We start from the raw sequence: 18,433 nt of genomic DNA, 5'->3' as shown, positions 1-18,433 counted from the left end.
TCGACCGTATGTCGATCGAAAGGGTCGCGGATTGGCGGACAGGTGCGCGCGGCTCGCGCCGGACGCGCCCGACCGGTTCGGGATCGGGGGAAGCGGAGAACCACCCGAGACATGTTGAGGCCGATGGTAGCGGGATTGCCGGCGCCGAACCTTAAGCGTTCTTCAGAATCGGCCGGCATTTGAGGCAGCGCAATTACAATCCGTTTCACGGCGCGCACAGTCACTCGTACAATCGCAGACGCTTGCACACGAATCGACCATGCGACTCCTCCTTGTTGAAGACGACGACCTGATCGGCAGCGGCCTCGAGATCAGCCTTGGTCAGGCCGGCTATCACGTCGACTGGTTGCGCGACGGTCATGCGGCCGCCGCAGCGCTCGCGACGACGCGCTTCGCGCTCGTCGTGCTCGATCTCGGCCTGCCCGGCAAATCGGGCACGGAACTGCTGCGTGCGCTGCGCGACGCGGGCGATACGGTCCCCGTGCTGGTGCTGACCGCACGCGGCACCGTGGCCGACCGTGTCCGCGGCCTCGACGATGGCGCCGACGACTATCTCGCGAAACCGTTCGAGCTGTCCGAAGTGCTCGCCCGCTGCCGCGCGCTCGTGCGGCGCTCGCAGGGCCGTGCCGGCGACGAGATCGTATGGCGCGACATCACGATCGACCTGACCACGCATACCGTGACGCGCGATGCGGCGCGCATCGCGCTGACGTCGCGCGAGTGGGCGATCCTCGTTCAGCTCGTCAGCCACCCGGGCATGCCGCAGTCGCGCGCGCGTCTCGAGGACGGCCTGTACGGCTGGCAGGAGGGCATCGAAAGCAATGCGATCGAGGTCCATGTTTCGAACCTGCGCAAGAAGCTCGGCGCGGAGCTGATTCGTACCGTCCGCGGTATCGGCTACGTCATCGAACTCCGATGATCGCCGGCTCGATACGACGCCGCGTGTCGCTGATGGCGATCGGCTGCGTGACCGCCGTCTGGCTCGTCGCGGTGTTCGGCAGCATCCACTACGCGACGCGTGAGATCGGCGAATGGGAGGATGCCCGTCTCGCCGAATACGCGTCGCTGCTGGTCAATCTCGCACCGGCCGACCTCGACCGCCTCGCCCGCGTACCACCCGACGCGCGGGTCGAACTCGCGTTCGGCGCATCGGACCCAGGGCCCTACAACGACGGCGACCGCTTGCCGCGCGACGTGCTGTTCGACGTGCGGGACGCGCAAGGCAACGTCGTGGCGTCGAGCCTTCCCGCTGCCGCGGCAGGGTTGCCCGATGCGCGTGACCCGCGCGGCGCCCCGCAGACGATCGTCATCGGCGACACGCAGTGGCGCACGTACACGCTGCGCGACAACACGTCGGGGCGCCGCGTGCGTGTGATGGAGACCGTCAATACACGCAGCGATCTGGCGACCGGCATCGCACGCGGCATCGTCCTGCCGCTGATCGTCGCGCTGCCGGTGCTCGCGCTGCTGCTCTGGGTCACGATCGGCCGCAGTCTCGCGCCGTTGAAGACGCTGTCCGCGCTGATCGGCGCGCGCGATGCGCGATCGCTCGAACCGCTCGGCATCGCGGCCGTACCGGACGAAGTGCGCACGCTGGTCGACGCGATCGACCGCCTGCTGGCGAGGCTGCGGCAATCGATCGTGCGCGAGCGCGCGTTCACGTCCGACGCCGCGCACGAACTCAAGACGCCGCTCGCCGCGATCAAGGTGCAGGCCCAGGTGGCGATCGCGACCGACGATCCGGCGCGCAAGGCGTTGGCGATGCAGCGCGTCGTGCAAGGCGTCGACCGCAGCGCGCGGCTCGCCGAACAGTTGCTGCTGCTCGCGCGGCTCGACGAATACGAACGCATTCCGGCACGCGCGGTGGTCGTGCGCGAACTCGTCGACGCCGCGATCGAGCGCCATCTCGCGAAAGCGGCGGACAAGGCCATCGATATCGTGGCCCGCGGCCTCTCCGCACGAGCGATCGACGCCGATCCGATCCTGATCGGCATCCTGCTCGACAATCTCGTCGACAACGCCGTAAAGTACGGCCGCCGCGACGGGCGCATCGAGCTCACCGTGCACGACGAAGGCACCCTGCAGCGCATCGTCGTGCGCGACGACGGGCCCGGTGTCGCACCCGACGAGCACGAACGGCTCGGCGATCGCTTCTATCGCGGCAGCGGCACGCAATCGCCCGGCAGCGGGCTCGGGCTGTCGATCGTGATCCGCATCGCGCAATATTTCGGCGGCACCGTGCAATTCGAATCCGGCATCGGCGGCCAGGGCCTCGGCGTGACCATCGCGCTGCCGTCGGCGAACGCGTCCGGATCGACGCCGCGTCCCGAGCCGTCCGGCGAGCACGACGATCGGTCGCCGCACGCAATGCCGCCTGCTTAACGTTTCGTTAAGGATTCGGCCATACAATCCGCCCGAACCACGCCACCACCGTTGCCCGCCAGGAGTCTACATGCCCACACCCGCCCGCTATGACGCCGTTGCCCGCTTCCTCCACTGGTTGATCGTGGCGCTGGTCGTCGCGCAATACGCGATCGGCTGGACGATGCCCGACGTGCATCGCGACACGCAGCCGATCGGCCTGATCGCCGCACACCTGATCGTCGGCACGGCGCTGCTCGCGGCGATGGCGTGCCGCGTGCTGTGGCGTGCGACGCACCGCCCGCCTGCCAGCGACCTGTCGCCCGCGATGCGCGCGCTGTCGGGCATCACGCACGGCGCGCTCTACGCGCTGCTGATCGTGGTGCCGCTGCTCGGCTGGATCAACGCGTCGTCGCGCGCGTGGGCCGTGACGCTGGTCGGCGTCATTCCGTTGCCGGCGCTGTCGGCGGCCGGCTCCGGATTCGGTCACGCGATGGGCGACGTGCACGGCATCCTCGCGTGGGTGCTCTTCGCCGGTATCTGCCTGCACGTGGCGGCCGCGCTGATGCACCGCTTCGTGCTGCGCGATCGGGTCGTGCAGCGCATGATGCCGTGGTGATCGGCCCGCATGCTCATCGTGACCGGTTGACGAGCTGATTGCGACGCCGCACGAGGCGGCGCACAACGAGCGGCATCGCGGCCGGCGCCCTTCGGGCACGTCGCATGGCGCGAAGGACATGCGGTTTGCCGTCCCGCGAACACGACGGCCAGACTTCACACACGATCATGTCGGCACCTAGTTGCCGACCTGCGCCGGCATGCCGGGTTCGGCCGCCCGCGCAGCCGACGCCGCCATGCGCGCCTGGTCCTGCTCGGCGAGCTTCGCTTCCGCGGCCTGGATGTCGGCCGGATACTCACCTTCGTCGCCCTTCGCCGGGTCGTACCCGGCCGCTTCGAGACGCATCAGTTCGTCGCGAACCTGCGCACGCGTCAGCGGCGCGGCCGGTTGCGCGAAAGCCGACTGACCGGCGATCGCACCGATCATCGTCAGTACTACGATATATGTTTTCATCATGAACTCCTTCAATGTGACGTAACCATCAACCACGGGGCATGCGTGACCTGCGGATGCGGGCGGGTGGATCAGCTTCCGAAATAGATCGTGCAGAAGCTCGCGGGGCCGACGCATGCGGCGGCGCGTTGACGCGGCGGCATCGCCGCCGGCTTGCCCGCTTCGGACGACATGGCTGGATCGCTGCCGACCGCCGTGCTGGCCTGCCGCTGCGGCATCTGATCGGCCTGCTGCTGGAACAGCGGGCTCACGTCCGGATACGACGTATCGGTCACGAAGCGCAGCCCGTTGTTTTCTGCATCGATCAGTTCCTGCCGGACCTGCTCGCGCGTGAGCGCCTGTGCCGACGCTTGCGTCGCGACACCTGCGAGAGACATCGCCGCCACCGTGGCGGCCACCAGCCAGTGCATATTCATGTTCCCTCCTTCATCAGTCAACGAGACGACGTGCTACACCCGTATGACGACGGAGGGACCATGTTTATTCCCGGCTTATCCATTCGCGCCTGCCGAACCTTCAACGAACTGTCATTCATTCGTCAGCCGGCGTAACCTGACGTAACGCAGTGCCCGTCGTGCTTCGGGCAGACTGACCACCACTTCATCCGGACCGCCCATCGATCGACCATGTCCGCCGCCTACGACCATGCAGCCGCCCTGCTGCGCACGCTGTACGACCGCCATATCGACAGCGGTGCGGTGCTCGACGCGGCCGCATTCCCGGATGCCGAGCGTTTCGTGCGCGCATGGCCCGCGATCCGCGCGGAGGCGCTGGAGGTAGCACGCGACATGCCGCGCATCCCGCGCTTTCACGAAATCATGCGCGAGCAGTACGACATCTCGGCCAACGACGCACGCGACTGGCGGATGTTCATCATGCAGGCGTACGGCCAGCCGTTTGCGCGCAACCTGTCGCGCTGCCCGAGCGTCGCGTCGCTCGTCGCGGCGTCGCCGGACGTGCTGTCCGCGTCGCTGTCGTTCCTCGCGCCCGGCAAGCACATCCCGCCGCATCGCGGGCCGTTTCGCGGCATCCTGCGCGGTTATCTCGTGTTGTCGATGCCGAAACGCGAGGACGGCACGCCGGCCGCCGTGCTGAAGGTCGACGGCCACGAATACCGGCTCGACGAAGGCCGCTTCCTGCTGTGGGACGACACGTTCACGCACGAGGTGTGGAACGACAGCGACGAAGTAAGGATCGTGCTGCTGCTCGATATCCGCCGGCGCGGAATGCCGCGCTGGCTCACGTGGCTGTCGAGTGCGGTGATCGGCGTCGTGCGACTCGGGATCCGGATCAGGGGGCGGTCGATTCCGGTTTAGCAGCCGCCCGTCACGTATACGCGCCGCGCACGGCCGCTCCGTTCCGCCTTTCGACACCCGCCGGATCGCCTAAACTACAAGCCATCCCTTCGTGCGGCTCCTGCCAGCTACCGCCATGGCGCACCTCTTCTTCGCCGCATCGATCCAGCGGCATGTCGAAACGCCCGAGCGCGACATCGACGCGCACACGGTCGGCGAAGCATTCGACACCATTTTCAGCGAGCAGCCGCGGCTGCGCGGCTACATCGTCGACGACCAGGGCGCGCTGCGAAAACACCTGTCGGTGTTCATCGACGGCCAGCCGATCCGCGACCGGCAGCGCCTGTCCGATGCGCTCGGCGATGCCAGCCGCGTGTATGTCGTGCAGGCGCTGACCGGCGGATAAAGGGGCCGATGCACAGGCTAATCCCCCCAATACCAAGCACCGTCGCGCCAAGGCGGACCATCCGGAGACATCCACATGAACGATCGACTGCTCGTCGCCACCCGCAAGGGCCTGTTCGTCCTGCAACCCGACGGTCATGGCGGCTGGACGCTCGGCGAACCGCATTTCATCGGCGAGCCCGTCAGCATGGCGCTCGCCGACCCGCGCGACGGCACGCTGTATGCGGCGCTCAATCTCGGCCATTTTGGCGTGAAGTTGCATCGGCTGCCCGCAGGCGCCACCGACTGGGAGGAATGTGCAGCCCCGGTTTATCCGCCGCAGCCCGCCGACGCGCCGCCCGCCCGTGCCGATACGCACGCAGGCAGCGGCGACACCGACGACGAGCCTGCCGGGTCGCCGCAGCCGCCGTGGACGCTTCAGCAAATCTGGTCGCTCGAAGCCGGCGGCGCGGATGAGCCCGGCGTCCTGTGGGCCGGCACGATTCCGGGCGGCCTGTTCCGCTCCGACGACCACGGCGATTCGTGGGGACTCAACCGCCCGCTGTGGGATCGCCCCGAACGCGCCGAATGGGGCGGCGGCGGGTACGACGCGCCGGGCATCCATTCGGTGATGGTCGATCCGCGCGACAGCCGGCACGTCACCGTCGGCATCTCGTGCGGCGGCGTCTGGCAGACCGTCGACGGCGGCGCGACGTGGCGCGTGACCGCGGAAGGCATGGAAGCCGACTACATGCCGCCCGAGCGACGCGGCGAGCCGAACATGCAGGATCCGCACCGCGTCGTGCAGTGCGCGGCCAACCCCGACGTGCTGTGGACGCAGCATCACTGCGCGATCTTCCGCTCGACCGACGGCGGCGAACACTGGCGGCGGATCGAAGCGCAACCGTCGAGCTTCGGTTTCGCGGTGGCCGTGCATCCGCACGAACCGGATACCGCGTGGTTCGTGCCGGCCGTGAAGGACGCGTGCCGGATTCCGGTGAACGGCCGGTTCGTCGTCACGCGCACGCGCGACGGCGGCCGCAGTTTCGAGAGTTTGTCGAACGGGTTGCCGGTCGCGCCCGCGTACGACCTCGTGTACCGGCACGGGCTCGCGGTGGACGATTCCGGCACGCGCCTCGCGATGGCGTCGACGACCGGCGGGTTATGGACGTCCGCCGATGGCGGCGACAATTGGCGACAGGTATCGGCGCATTTGCCGCCGGTGTATTGCGTCAGGTTCGGGTAGCGGCGCGAGCATCATCGGGCGCCATCCGCGCGACCGCATCGCGCGTCCGTGCGATTTCCGCTTCGAGCCAGTCGAGAAACCGCCTGACCTGCGGCTCGCGCTCGCGCCCCGGCCGGCACAGCGCGACGAAGCGCGCACCGTCGAGCCGCACCACGGGTTCGATCGACGTCAACGCACCGCGCTCGACATGCTCGGCGGCCAGCACGGAACTGAGCAGCGCGATACCCTGCCCGTGCAGCACGGCCTGCAACGCGTAATGCTCGTCGTCGTAATGGCGAAACACCGCGCGTTCGAGCCACGCTTCCCGGCCCGCCGCACGACACCACGACGCCCAGTCGATCGACACGGGCAGCGGCGTATCCCACACGGTCTCGATCAGGTCGAGCGGCTCGTCGGTGCGATGCGCGTCGAACCCGGCGGCCGCATACGCGCCGAAATACTCGTCGATCAACGCAATCTCGTGCAGCGCGGGAAACGTGCGCGACGTCGCGCGAATCGCGAGATCGATCCGTGCATCGCGTTCGAGATCGACGAGCGCGTTTCCCGTTTCGACCTTGATGTGCAGATGCGGATCGACGCGGCGAAACGCACCGAGACGCGGAATCAGCCACATCGCCGCAAAGGCGGGCGTGGTGGTCAGCACGAGCGGGCGCTCGCCGGCCGCATCCGGACGCACGGCGTCGAGCCCGCGGCTCAATGCCAGCAACGCATCGTGACTCGCGCGAAACAACCGCTCGCCGTCTTCCGTCAGCCGCACGCCGCCCGCGCCGCGCTCGAACAGCAGCACGCCGACGCGGCTCTCCAGCGACTTGATCTGGTGCGACACGGCAGCCGGCGTCACGGACAGCTCGTCCGCGGCGGCCTTGAACGTGCCAAGCCGTGCCGACGCTTCGAATACACGCAATGCGGTCAGGGGAATTTTCGAGAACACGGAGCCTCGCGGGCCGGATGCGGCCGGGTTGAATTCGATTCAATCGGGGTGAGATTAGGTGAATTGAAGCGGGTGCGCAACGCGGCTAGCCTTGCGGAACGTTGCGGCATGGCGCCGCGATGGTTGCCGTCCAACCGGAGGAACCCCGTGCAAGGCCTACCGCGCAGGATCACGCAGGCGGTGCTCTACGAAGCGATCGCCATTTCCTGCATCTCGCCCGTGATCGCGGCGCTCTTCAAGCAGGACCTCGTCTATTCGGGCGCGCTGTCGGCGACGATGTCGGCGATCGCGATGCTGTGGAACATGATCTTCAACGCGCTGTTCGAGCGCTGGGAAGCGTCGCGCCGGCAACCGGCGCGTACGCTCGGGCGGCGGATCCTGCACGCCACCGGATTCGAGGGCGGGCTGATCTTCATCCTCGTGCCGGTCGTGTCGTGGTGGCTCGACATCTCGTGGTTCGACGCGTTCGTCGTCGATATCGGGCTGTTCGCGTTCTTCTTCTGCTACGCGTTCGTGTTCCAGTGGGCGTTCGATCGCGTGTTCGACGTGCCGGCGGCGACGAAGGGGTCGTGAGTCGCGCGCTTACGTCCCCTCGGCAATTTTCGGCAACTGCCAGCCGAAGCGCACCGCCGCCATCCGCAGCGCAAAGCACGCGACGCCGCCGAGCACGGCCGCGACGACCGGCGGGCAACCGAGTCGCCGGCACGACACGACGACGACCGCGCCGAACAGCGCCGCACTCGCATAGATGTCCGTGACCAGCACGACCGGTATCCGCGCGAGCAGCAGATCGCGCACGACGCCGCCCCCGCAGCCGGTCACGGCGCCCATCAGCGTTGCGATGAACGGGTGGACGCGGAATTCGAGCGCCTTCACCGCGCCCGCGACCGCGAACAACGCGAGGCCGGCCGCATCGAGCGTCGTCAGCAGCGACGGCGAGAACGACGCGACCCGCGCATGGAACACGAATGCGAACAACCCAGCGGCGAACGCGAGCGCCGGGTAACGCCAGTCGCTCACGGCGCTCGGCGGGCGGGCGCCGATCAGCAGGTCGCGAATCACGCCGCCGCCAAGCGCGACGACGAGCGACAGCACCATCACTCCAAACAGGTCGAGTCCGGCGCCGATCGCCGCATTGGCGCCCTCGATCGCGAACACCGCCGTGCCCGCGAGATCGGCGGCGAGCACGACTTGCTCGATGCGCTTCATGCGAATGAATGGCCGAAGTACCGGATCGTCCGGTTGCTGCCTGCGTCGACCGAAGCGGTCGCGTTATTCGGCCGCGTGCCGACTGCGTGTTGCCGTCCGGATGCATCAAGCGGGTTGCGGGTCATTGCCGTCTCCTCGATCGGGGATCGAGCAGTCTAGCGCATCGTCCAGCGACCGTCGGACGGCGCGCGAAGCACGCAGCAAAAAGCCGGCGCAAGCAGGTCACCCCGCTTGCGCCGGCTCAACATTCACGTCAGCCTTCGGGCCGCAGCCGCAAAGCCCGACACGCCACGCTCAATGCACGCCGAGGTACGCCTTCACTGCCGGCAGGCCCGGCTTGCCGTCGAGCGTCGTCACGCCGGCCAGCCACTTGTCGAGCGCCTGCGGGTTCGCCTTCAGCCAGTCGGCGGCGGCCTTGTTCGGATCCTGCTTGTTCATGATCGGCGCCATCACGTGGTTCTCGATCGACGTCGTGAACTGCAGGTTCGACACGAACTTCGCGACGTTCGGGCAGCGCTGCGCGTAGTCGGGCGGCGTCGCCGTCAGCACCTTCGCTTCGCCGTAGTTCGGGCCGAACACGTCGTCGCCGCCGGTCAGGTAGTCGATCTTCATCTGCACGTTCATCGGATGCGGTTCCCAGCCGAGAAACACGATCCACTGCTTGTCGCGGGCCGCGCGGTTCACTTCGACCAGCATCCCGGCTTCGCTCGATTCGACCAGCTTGAACTTGCCGAGGCCGAACTGGTTGCCGTCGATCATCTTCTTGATCAGCGCATTGCCGTCGTTGCCCGGCTCGATCCCGTAGATCTTGCCGTTCAGCTTGTCCGCGAACTTCTGGATGTCCGCGAACGACTTCAGGCCGCCCTGGTACACGTAGTCGGGCACCGCGAGCGTGTATTTCGCGCCGGTCAGGTTCGGCGTCGCGAGCACCTTGATCGTGCCGGCCTTCGTGAACGGCTGGATGATCGGGTCCATCGTCGGCGACCAGTAGCCGAGGAACACGTCGATCTGCTTGCTCTTGATCCCCGCGAACGTGATCGGCACCGAGGCGATCGTCTTCGTCGGGTTGTAGCCGAGCCCCTGCAGCATCGTCGATGCGAGGCCCGTGGTCGCCGCGATGTCGGACCAGCCGACATCCGCGAAGCGCACGTTCTTGCAAACGGGCGGATCGGCCGCATAGACGGCCGACATCGGCGCGGTTATCCCGGCCCCGCACACCGCTGCGATCAATAGGCGCTTCATCTTTCTTCTCCTCAAAGTGATGTCGTTTGCATGAATGCGGGATCGTTTATTGAAGCCGCGCGCCGCGATCCCGGCGACGTCGCGGACCGATTGATTGGCCCCGTTCAGCGCCCCGGCAGCCGACGCTCGTAGCTCGGCGCATGGCCGAACTGCGCGCGGTATGCCTTGCTGAAATGACACGGCGAATGAAAGCCGCAGACCGTCGTCACGCGCGCGATCGATGCGTCGGTCGTACGCAGCAGGTCGCGTGCGCGTTTCAGGCGCAGCGTCAGGTAATAGTGGGTCGGCGATACGTTCAGGTACACCTTGAACATGCGCTGCAGATGCCGCTGCGACAGTCGCACGAGCCGCGCGAGCTCCTCGAGCGACAGCGGCTCCTCGATGTTCGCCTCCATCAGCCGCACGACCTCGATCAGCTCCGCGCGCGAGAAGCCGACCCGCGCGTCGACCGGAATCGGCTGCGTATCGGTCGAACTGCGGATGCGCTCCAGGATGAACTGCTCGGAGACCTGCGCGGCCAGTTGCTGGCCGAACCGCATGCCGACGAGGTTCAGCATCAGGTCGAGCGGCGCGGTGCCGCCGGTGCAGGTCAGCCGGTCGCGATCGACGACGAACAGCTCGTCGGCGAAGCCGACCTGCGGAAACTCGGAATGCAGCGCGGACAGGTTCTCCCAGTGCACGGTGCAGCGATAGCCGTCGAGCAGCCCGCTCGACATCAGCGCATAGGCGCCCGTGCAGATGCCGCCGAGCGGCAGCCCGCGTTCGGCGAGCGCCGCGAGCGTATCGCGCGCGCCGTCGTCGACCACGTCGCGGATGCGGATGCCGCCGCACACGATCATCACGTCGGGCAGGTTCTCGTAGTCGAGCGCCTGCGTGGGCCGCACCGCGATGCCGTTGCTGGCATGCGCCGGCGCGCCGTCGAGCGAGTAGATCGACCACTTGTAGTGATCCGCCCGCCCGACGTAGTTCGCCATCCGAAGCACTTCGACCGCGCTCGAGAACGCGATCATCGAGAAGTTCGGCAGCGTCAGGAAGCCGAAATGGGCGAGGGACGAAACCGGTGAAACGCAGGCGGCGGGCGCGACAGCGACGGCGGACGTCACATCGGTCTCCTGGCGAGGAGGTTGCAAGGGGCCAGCCCTGCGGCCGAAGCCGCGGGAGCCGTTATCTATTCAGGGTGAGCGGCCAGGGTGTTCCTGGCCGCCACAGATCAGGCCTGCGCGGGCGAAGCCTTCACGCGAAAGAGCTGCTTGAGGCCCGAGAACAGCGGCGCCTTCACGGTGCCCGGCGCGCGGCCGAAGCTCTCGGTGATGCGGTCCAGAATGATCGCGAGCAGCACGACCGACAGACCGCTTTCGAAGCCGAGGCCGATGTCGAGACGCTGGATACTCGCGAGCACGTCGTTGCCGAGGCCGCCCGCGCCGACCATCGACGCGATGATCACCATCGACAGCGCCATCATGATCGTCTGGTTCACGCCCTGCATGATCGACGGCAGCGCGTTCGGGAACTGCACCTTGTACAGCAGTTGCCACGGCGTGCAGCCGAACGCCTGGCCGGCTTCGACGATCTCGCGGTTCACGTGGCGGATGCCGAGGCTCGTGAGACGCACCGCGGGCGGCATCGCGAAGATCACCGTCGACAGGATCCCCGGCACGCGGCCGAGACCGAACAGCATCGCGGCCGGAATCAGGTAGACGAAGGCCGGCATCGTCTGCATCAGGTCGAGGATCGGGCGCACGATCGCGGCGACCCACTTGCTCTTCGCGGCCCAGACGCCGAGCGGAATGCCGAGCACGAGGCTGATGATCGTCGACGACAGCGTGAGGCCGAGCGTGATGACCGTCTGGTCCCAGAAGCCGGTCGCGAAGATCAGCAGCAGCGACAGCGTCGTGAACAGCGCGAAGCGCCAGCCCACCCGCCACAGCCCGACGCCGATGAAGATCGCCATCATCAGCCACATCGGGATCGCCTGCAGGCCATGCTCGACGAATGCCGCGAGCCCCTCGATCGCTTGACCAATCGCGTCGAACGTCTTCGCGTCGTGGTCGAGCAGGTAGTGAACGGACTGGTCGACCCAGGTACCGAGTGGAATCATTTCAGACATGGGAGCCTCGCGAACGCGTGATGGCCTTCAGGATGAGCGCACGATCGACCGAGCCGCAGTAGCAGCCGTCATCGTCGACGACGGGCAGCGCATTCGGGCTCGCGACCACGCGCGCGACGACGTGTTCGAGCGACGCATCGCGCCGGATGCTTTCGATCGGCCGCACGGACGGCGTCTCCTGACCGAGCGCCTCGCGCGTGACGAAACCGCGAATCTTGCGTGCGGCATCGAGCACGAACGCATACTCGGCGCTGCCGTTCAACGAGGCCGCGACGTTCGCGGCATCGCACTTCGACACGAGCGGCACGGCGCCCGTCTGCATCAGGTCGCCGGCGGTGAGGTAGCGGCTGGTGTCGATGCCGTCGAAGAACGCGCGCACGTAATCGTCGGCCGGGTTCGCGATGATGTCCTGCGGCGTGCCGACCTGCACGAGGCGGCCGCCTTCCATGATCGCGATGCGGTTGCCGATGCGCAGCGCTTCCTCGAGATCGTGCGACACGAACATGATCGTGCGGCGCTGCTCCTTCTGCAGTTGCAGCAGCACGTCCTGCATTTCGCGGCGCTTGAGCGGATCGAGCGCGGAGAACGCCTCGTCCATGATCATCAGCGACGGGTTCACGGCCAGCGCGCGGGCGAGGCCGACACGCTGCTGCATGCCGCCCGACAGCTCGGACGGCAGCTTGTGCGAAAACGGCGCGAGGCCGACCTGCTCGAGCACTTCCATCGCACGGCGCTCGCGCTCCTTCTTGCCCATGCCCCCGACTTCGAGCCCGAATGCGGCATTCGACACGACGGTGCGATGCGGCATCAGCGCGAACGACTGGAACACCATGCTCATGTCCTTGCGGCGCAGCGCGGTCAGCGCCGAGCGGCGCGCCGACGCGACGTCGAGCCCGTCGATCAGCACCTTGCCGGCGCTCGGATCGACCAGCCGGTTCACGAGGCGGATCAGCGTGGACTTGCCGGAGCCGGACAGGCCCATCAGCACGAAAATTTCGCCTTCCTGCACATCGAAGGAGACGTTGTGCACGCCGACGACCTGGCCGGTGCGCTTGAGCACATCGTCCTTCGTCGCGCCGGCGGCGAGCATGTCGAGCGCCTGCTGCGGATTACTTCCAAACACCTTGCACAGACCTTCGACCACAACCTTGGGGGCATCCATCGAAACCTTCTCCTCGTGTAGCGGGGACTCGCGCTTGTCATACATAGCGTGCCTACATAGTTGCCAGAAAAAACCCCGACCTGCCGACGAATTACGACAAACGCTTGCGCAAATACGACACGGCCGCCAGCCCCGCCCGGCGGGCCGCGCCGCCGATTGCGGCGGCGCAATACGCGCACGGCCAGCAACGACGGGCATCGCACGCCGGCCTTGTGCGCAGCAACGCGGCAAACGGCACATGAGGTTTTGCGCCAGGCCGTATCGGGCACGCGTCGTTTTGCGACAAGTTCACGTCCGTTCCGGCGCCGATCCACTCGGACGAAAGCGCGCGCCGCATTCGTCAGTAAAAAGCATGACCGTGCAAAAAGCGCCGTACGGCGACACCGGACGGCGCACGCCGCGATACCGCGCCAACCCCGGAAATCGAAGCATGCACGCTGTGATACATTCCCCGCAAACACGCCGATCGCGACGTTGCCGCGGGCCTTTCGCACGAGGGCCAAGCCGCACGGCGCGCGCATGCCGGTTCGCCTGCCGGCCGTGCTGAAACCGCCTCGATCCGGTGCGATCCCGATCGAAGGACGATAACGATAGTGAGAGGGAGCAAGGCGTTGAACTGGGCATTCGCCGTAATCGGTTTCGTCGTGGGCGGCATCGCCGCCTTGATCGGGGATTTCTCGGCCGCGAGCGGCTCGCTGCTCGGGGCCTCCGTCGGGTTCTGGGTCGGGCACGCGCTGCGGCAACGCAAGCGGCAGAACCAGCGCACCACGCCCGACGCATTTGCCCTCTCCGCACCGCCGCCTCCCACCCCGTTACCGCTCGCCGATCGCGTCGCGCGCCTCGAAGCCACCGTCGACACGCTCACGCGCGAACTCGACGCGCTGCGCGCTCAACTGGCGGGCGCGAAAGCCGGTGCGACGACCTCCGGCAGCATCGCGCCAACGGCTTCGGCCAGCGCCGCCTCCGCGCCGCTGCCGGCGCACTTCCCGACACCGCCCGCGCCACCACCGGCCGCCGCCCGCGCGGACACGCCGGCATCCCCTTCGACGCCGGCGCCCGCCACACCGCCCGCACCGGCAACCGCGGCGCGCACCGCCGCTGCGTCCGCGAACGCCAATACCACCACCACTGCCGCACCCACTACCCCGATCCGCCCTGCCCCGCCCGAACCGCCTGCGCCGCGCGAACCCGGCATCGCCGAACGCGCCTTCGGCGCCGCGCGCGACTGGCTGCTCGGCGGCAACACGGTCGTGCGCGTCGGGATCATCGTGCTGTTCTTCGGCGTCGCGTTCCTGCTCAAGTACGCGGCCGACAACGACATGCTGCCGATCGAATTCCGCCTCGCGGGCACGGCGCTCGCCGCGGCCGCGCTGCTCGCGATCGGCTGGCGCGTGCGGGCGCGTCGCGCCACGTACGGCCTCGTGCTGCAAGGCGGCGGCGTCGGCATCCTGTACCTGACGATCTTCGCCGCGACCAAGCTTTACGCGTTGCTGCCCGTCGGCGCCGCGTTCCCGCTGATGGTCGCGGTCTGCGCGCTGAGCGCGTTCCTCGCGGTGCGGCAGAACGCGCTGCCGCTCGCGTTCATGGGCAGCGCGGGCGGCTTCCTCGCACCGATCCTGCTGTCCACCGGCCAGGGCAACCACGTCGCGCTGTTCAGCTACTACGCACTGCTGAACGCGGGGATCTTCGCGATCGCGTGGTTCAAGGCCTGGCGCCCGCTGAACCTGCTCGGCTTCGTGTTCACGTTCACGATCGGCTCCGCGTGGGGCGTGACGGCCTATCGCCCCGCGCTGTTCGCGAGCACCGAGCCGTTCCTCGTCCTGTTCTTCCTGATGTATGTCGGCATCGCGCTGCTGTATGCGGTGAAACGCGAACTCGCGCTGCGGCACTATGTGGACGGCACGCTCGTGTTCGGCACGCCGATCGTCGCGACCGCGCTGCAGGCGTCGCTCGTGAAAGGCATGCCGTTCGGGCTCGCATGGAGCGCGGTCGCGCTGTCGGCGTTCTACGTCGCGGTGGCCGCATGGCTCGCGCGGCGCCGCGACCGCCTCGGGCTGCTGTTCGAATCGATGCTCGCGCTCGCGGTCATCTTCGCGACGCTCGCGGTGCCGCTCGCGTTCTCGGGGCCGACGACCAGCGCCGCATGGGCCATCGAAGGCGCGGCCGTCGTGTGGCTCGGCGTGCGCCAGAGACGCCTGCTGCCGTTCGGCTTCGGGCTGCTGATGCAGGTCGCCGCGGCCGGCGCGTTCTTCACGAGCCTGCTCGGGCCGGCCGACGCGACCGCGCTGCCGGTGCTCAACAGCCCATACATCGCGATGCTGCTGATCGCGCTCGCCGGCCTGTTCACCGGCTGGTGGCTGCACGGGCGCGGCGAAGCGCGCGCATGGCACGCATGGATGCCCGAGATCGGTGTCGCGGCCGCCGCGTGGGGGCTGCTGTGGTGGGTCAGCGGCGGGCTGCACGAGATCCTCGTCTATGCGAGCCGTCACGTCGACCTGCATGCCGACCGCTTCGTCGTCGATACGACCGCGCTGTTCGCGGCCGGTACCGCGTGGCTCGCGCACGTCGCGCGCCGCCGGCTCGCGTGGCCGCTCGCGGAATGGCCCGCGCTCGCGCTCACGCCGGTGCTGGCGCTACTCGCGCTGCGCGCGTTCGATGCGCACGAAGCACCGCTGTCGGGCATGGGCGCGTTCGCGTGGCCCGTGGCCGTCGGCGCGGGGCTCGCGCTGCTGTGGCGCCAGTCGCGCGGCACGACTGGTGCCGCTACCGCGAACGGAACCGCGCCCGCCGTTGCAGCAGGCATCCTCGCGCCGCTGCATACGCTGACGTTCTGGACCCTGTGCGGGCTGCTGTCGCTCGAAGGTTTCTGGCGCCTGCGCGCGTTCGTCCCGGAAGGCGCATGGAGCTGGAGCGCATGGGCGTATGGCTTCGGCGCGCTGCTCCTGCTCGTGTCGGGCCCCGGCTCGCGCCTGCGCTGGCCCGTCGCGGCGTTCCCGCGCGCGTACCAGGTGTGGGGTGCCGCGCCGCTCGCCGCGCTGCTGTGGCTGTGGAGCATCGCCAGCACGGTGAGCGACGGCGACGCAGCGCCGCTCTTCTGGCTGCCGCTGCTCAATCCGCTCGACATCGCGCAGGGTCTCGTCTTCGTCGCCTTCGCCGCGTGGCTGCGTCGCCTCAAAACGCTCGGCGTCACGTGGCATCCGCGCATCGTCGACTATGTGGCGATCGCGACCGTGTTCCTGTGGTTCAACGCGCTGATGCTGCGCACGCTGCATCACCGCTTCCACCTGGGCTACGACATCGACACCGTGCTGTCGTCGTTCGGCATCCAGCAGGTGTTCATGGTCGGCTGGAGCCTGTTCGCGTTCGCCGGGATGTGGCTGACGCGCCGCGACGGCATCGCCCGCGTCTGCGCGTTCGCGTCGTTGCCGCTGATCGTCGTGATGTGGGCGTGGACCTTCTACGCGAACTTCACGCAGGACGGCGGAAGCTGGGCGCGCGTGCCGTTGTTCAACCCGCTCGATCTCGTGCTCGCGGTCGTCTATGCGCTCGCCGCGTCGTGGTTCGTGCGCGCGCGCAAGCTCGGCTGGTCGTTCGACACGTATCGCGTCGAGCTGCTGGGTGCGGCCGGAGCGACCGGGTTCCTGTGGCTGAACGCGATCCTGCTGCGCACGCTGCATCACTGGGCCGGCGTGCCATACGCATTCGGCGCGATGGCCGAATCGACGCTCGTGCAGGCGTCGGTGTCCGTGTACTGGACGGTCTGCGCGCTCGCGATCACGATCTGGGCCACGCGCCGCGGGCTGCGACCGCTGTGGTTCGTCGGCGCCGCGCTGCTCGCGCTCACGGTCGTCAAGCTGTTCCTGTTCGACCTGTCGCACGTCACCGGCATCGAACGCATCGTGTCGTTCATCGGCATCGGCGTGCTGCTGCTGTTGATCGGCTATTTCTCGCCGCTGCCGCCGAAGGCCGCCGCGCAACAGGACGGCCAGCCATGAAACGACTCGCCGCCCTGCTCGGGCTGAGCCTGCTCGCATCGTTCGCGGCAGCCGACGGCGCATCGAACGCCGGGCGCGTCACGCAGCGCTTCGCGCTCGACCTCGACGGCAGCGCCGCGTATTACCAGCTCACCGTGCCGCAACCGGTGTATGCGGCGAGCCGGCGCGACGATCTCGGCGACGTGCGCATCTTCAACGGCGCGGGCGAGCCGGTGCCGTATTCGCTCGACGCGCCGGCCGCGGCCGCGCCCGCCGTGCCGCCATCCCGCACGCCGGTGCACTGGTTCCCGCTGCCGCCCGCGCGCGCCGAGAACGGCAACGCGCCGCTCGGCGTGACGGTCGGCCCGGACGGGGCGCTGCGCGCGGCCGTCGCGACGCCTTCGCGCACCCGGCACGGCGCGGACCTCGTCGACCTGTCGCATACCGACGGCGGCATCGATGCGCTGCTCGTGCACGTGGATGACGACAGCTACCAGGGGCGCGTGTCCGTCGAAGCCAGCGACGACCTGCGCAGTTGGCGGCCGCTCGGCAGCACGCAGTTGCTGAAGGTCAGCCGCGGTAACGACATGCTGGTGCAGGAACGCATCGCGCTCGACGGCGCGGCGCCGCGCTACCTGCGGCTGGACTGGCTCGACGGCGCGCCGGCGATCGCGTCGGTCGACGTCGAGACGCATCCGCGCGATGCACGCGGCACCGATACGGCGTCCGTCCCGCGCCAGTGGCGCGACGCCGCGCGAGTACGCGCCGGCGCTGCACCGGGCGAGTATCTGTTCGACACCGACGGCACGTATCCGGTCGACCGCGTGCGCATCGACCTGCCGCAGCCGAACACCGTCGCGCGCGCGACGCTGCAAAGCCGCGCCGATGCGCAGGCGCCGTGGCGCGACGTCGCGGCCGCCGTGCTGTTCCGGCTGCAGGGCAAGGGCGGCGAGCAGTGCAATCCGCCGCTCGAGTTCATCGCGAATACGGATCGCGCGTGGCGAATCGTCGTCGACATGCGCAACGGTGGGCTCGGCGGCGGCCAGCCGGCCGTCGCGATCGGCTGGCATCCGGCCGCGCTGACCTTCGTCGCGCGCGGCACGCCGCCGTTTACGCTCGGCGTGGGCGACGCGTCGCTCGTGTCGTCGGCCGTGAGCCGCGACGCACTGCTGGTCGGCATGGCGCCCGAAGTGCGGCCCGCCCGCGTCGGCGCGGCGCTGCCGGTATCGGCGGTCACGCCGGCGGCAGCCGCCGATGCGGATGCCGGGCGCCGCTATGTGCTGTGGGGCGCGCTGATCGTTGCGGTCGGCGTGCTCGGCGCGATCGCATGGCGCCTCGCGAAAGGCGGCGGCGAGACGCGCAGCCGCGACGAGTGACGTCGACACGCACGCGCGTACCGCTTGACGCGCCGTTCATCGAGCAGGTTCGTTCTTCGTGCCATCGCAACGCG

Annotated in this window: 17 protein-coding genes and 1 pseudogene; 9 read left to right on the top strand and 9 right to left on the bottom strand. The window is 68.5% G+C overall.

Going from position 1 to position 18,433, the window contains the following annotated elements; genetic code table 11:
* The first annotated feature begins 259 nt into the window (after positions 1 to 259).
* From HWX03_RS27545 to HWX03_RS27535, 3 genes are all read left to right on the top strand, one after another.
* A complete protein-coding gene (locus HWX03_RS27545) occupies positions 260 to 919 on the top strand; it encodes a response regulator (RefSeq protein ID WP_175824124.1) in 660 nt (219 codons plus the stop codon).
* Positions 916 to 2,382 (top strand): ATP-binding protein, encoded by a 1,467-nt coding sequence (locus HWX03_RS27540; protein WP_175873418.1) that lies wholly within the window; start codon positions 916 to 918, stop codon positions 2,380 to 2,382. Before HWX03_RS27545 ends, HWX03_RS27540 begins: the two co-directional genes overlap by 4 nt.
* Before the next feature lie 70 nt (positions 2,383 to 2,452).
* Complete coding sequence (locus HWX03_RS27535) at positions 2,453 to 2,980, top strand: cytochrome b (protein WP_175873417.1); 528 nt, start codon at positions 2,453 to 2,455, stop codon at positions 2,978 to 2,980.
* 177 nt (positions 2,981 to 3,157) lie between these two features.
* On the opposite strand, the gene HWX03_RS27530 is transcribed toward HWX03_RS27535, so the two are convergent.
* Positions 3,158 to 3,433: a DUF4148 domain-containing protein gene (locus HWX03_RS27530; RefSeq protein ID WP_175873416.1), complete on the bottom strand. Its 276-nt coding sequence runs from the start codon at positions 3,431 to 3,433 to the stop codon at positions 3,158 to 3,160.
* 71 nt (positions 3,434 to 3,504) lie between these two features.
* Complete coding sequence (locus HWX03_RS27525) at positions 3,505 to 3,849, bottom strand: DUF4148 domain-containing protein (RefSeq protein ID WP_175873415.1); 345 nt, start codon at positions 3,847 to 3,849, stop codon at positions 3,505 to 3,507.
* A 210-nt stretch (positions 3,850 to 4,059) separates the two neighbouring features.
* On the opposite strand from HWX03_RS27525, the gene HWX03_RS27520 reads away from it, so the two are divergent.
* The 3 genes from HWX03_RS27520 to HWX03_RS27510 all read left to right on the top strand — a co-directional run bounded on the left by HWX03_RS27520 (position 4,060) and on the right by HWX03_RS27510 (position 6,358).
* Positions 4,060 to 4,749: an aspartyl/asparaginyl beta-hydroxylase domain-containing protein gene (locus HWX03_RS27520; RefSeq protein WP_175873414.1), complete on the top strand. Its 690-nt coding sequence runs from the start codon at positions 4,060 to 4,062 to the stop codon at positions 4,747 to 4,749.
* Between the two features lie 115 nt (positions 4,750 to 4,864).
* Positions 4,865 to 5,134, top strand: a complete 270-nt coding sequence (locus HWX03_RS27515; protein ID WP_089500577.1) for a MoaD/ThiS family protein — start codon at positions 4,865 to 4,867, stop codon at positions 5,132 to 5,134.
* Between the two features lie 75 nt (positions 5,135 to 5,209).
* The gene (locus tag HWX03_RS27510; protein WP_175873413.1) at positions 5,210 to 6,358 is read left to right on the top strand and encodes an exo-alpha-sialidase; all 1,149 of its coding nucleotides are present in this window, start codon (positions 5,210 to 5,212) and stop codon (positions 6,356 to 6,358) included.
* On the opposite strand, the gene HWX03_RS27505 is transcribed toward HWX03_RS27510, so the two are convergent.
* Positions 6,345 to 7,289, bottom strand: a complete 945-nt coding sequence (locus tag HWX03_RS27505) for a LysR substrate-binding domain-containing protein (RefSeq protein ID WP_175873412.1) — start codon at positions 7,287 to 7,289, stop codon at positions 6,345 to 6,347. The genes HWX03_RS27510 and HWX03_RS27505 overlap by 14 nt on opposite strands.
* A gap of 147 nt (positions 7,290 to 7,436) precedes the next feature.
* Between HWX03_RS27505 and HWX03_RS27500 the strand changes: the two genes are divergently transcribed.
* Complete coding sequence (locus HWX03_RS27500) at positions 7,437 to 7,862, top strand: PACE efflux transporter (RefSeq protein ID WP_175873411.1); 426 nt, start codon at positions 7,437 to 7,439, stop codon at positions 7,860 to 7,862.
* 9 nt (positions 7,863 to 7,871) lie between these two features.
* Here the strand turns inward: HWX03_RS27500 and HWX03_RS27495 are convergent, their stop codons facing one another.
* The 6 genes and pseudogenes from HWX03_RS27495 to HWX03_RS27475 all read right to left on the bottom strand — a co-directional run.
* Positions 7,872 to 8,498: a trimeric intracellular cation channel family protein gene (locus HWX03_RS27495; RefSeq protein ID WP_175873410.1), complete on the bottom strand. Its 627-nt coding sequence runs from the start codon at positions 8,496 to 8,498 to the stop codon at positions 7,872 to 7,874.
* Positions 8,495 to 8,623 (bottom strand): hypothetical protein, encoded by a 129-nt coding sequence (locus HWX03_RS37275; RefSeq protein ID WP_279612252.1) that lies wholly within the window; start codon positions 8,621 to 8,623, stop codon positions 8,495 to 8,497. Before HWX03_RS37275 ends, HWX03_RS27495 begins: the two co-directional genes overlap by 4 nt.
* A gap of 169 nt (positions 8,624 to 8,792) precedes the next feature.
* On the bottom strand, positions 8,793 to 9,740 hold the full coding sequence (locus HWX03_RS27490) for a choline ABC transporter substrate-binding protein (protein ID WP_175873409.1): 948 nt from the start codon (positions 9,738 to 9,740) through the stop codon (positions 8,793 to 8,795).
* A 104-nt stretch (positions 9,741 to 9,844) separates the two neighbouring features.
* Complete coding sequence (locus tag HWX03_RS27485; protein ID WP_175824114.1) at positions 9,845 to 10,843, bottom strand: GlxA family transcriptional regulator; 999 nt, start codon at positions 10,841 to 10,843, stop codon at positions 9,845 to 9,847.
* A gap of 107 nt (positions 10,844 to 10,950) precedes the next feature.
* Positions 10,951 to 11,847 (bottom strand): choline ABC transporter permease subunit, encoded by an 897-nt coding sequence (gene choW, locus HWX03_RS27480; protein ID WP_175824113.1) that lies wholly within the window; start codon positions 11,845 to 11,847, stop codon positions 10,951 to 10,953.
* Positions 11,840 to 13,135, bottom strand: a pseudogene (locus HWX03_RS27475) (glycine betaine/L-proline ABC transporter ATP-binding protein); the annotation flags it as partial. The gene choW and the pseudogene HWX03_RS27475, both read right to left, overlap by 8 nt.
* Before the next feature lie 485 nt (positions 13,136 to 13,620).
* Between HWX03_RS27475 and HWX03_RS27470 the strand changes: the two are divergent.
* Entirely contained in the window at positions 13,621 to 17,004 is a 3,384-nt protein-coding gene (locus HWX03_RS27470; protein WP_175873408.1) for a DUF2339 domain-containing protein, read from the top strand.
* Positions 17,001 to 18,359, top strand: a complete 1,359-nt coding sequence (locus tag HWX03_RS27465) for a DUF3999 domain-containing protein (protein ID WP_175873407.1) — start codon at positions 17,001 to 17,003, stop codon at positions 18,357 to 18,359. The genes HWX03_RS27470 and HWX03_RS27465 overlap by 4 nt, the downstream gene beginning before the upstream one ends.
* Positions 18,360 to 18,433: the final 74 nt, after the last annotated feature.

The organism is Burkholderia sp. BCC0397 (assembly GCF_902832865.1).
Lineage (GTDB): Bacteria > Pseudomonadota > Gammaproteobacteria > Burkholderiales > Burkholderiaceae > Burkholderia.
The sequence above is the reverse complement of the archived record's forward strand: the minus strand, read 5'-3'. Positions and strand labels throughout refer to the sequence as shown.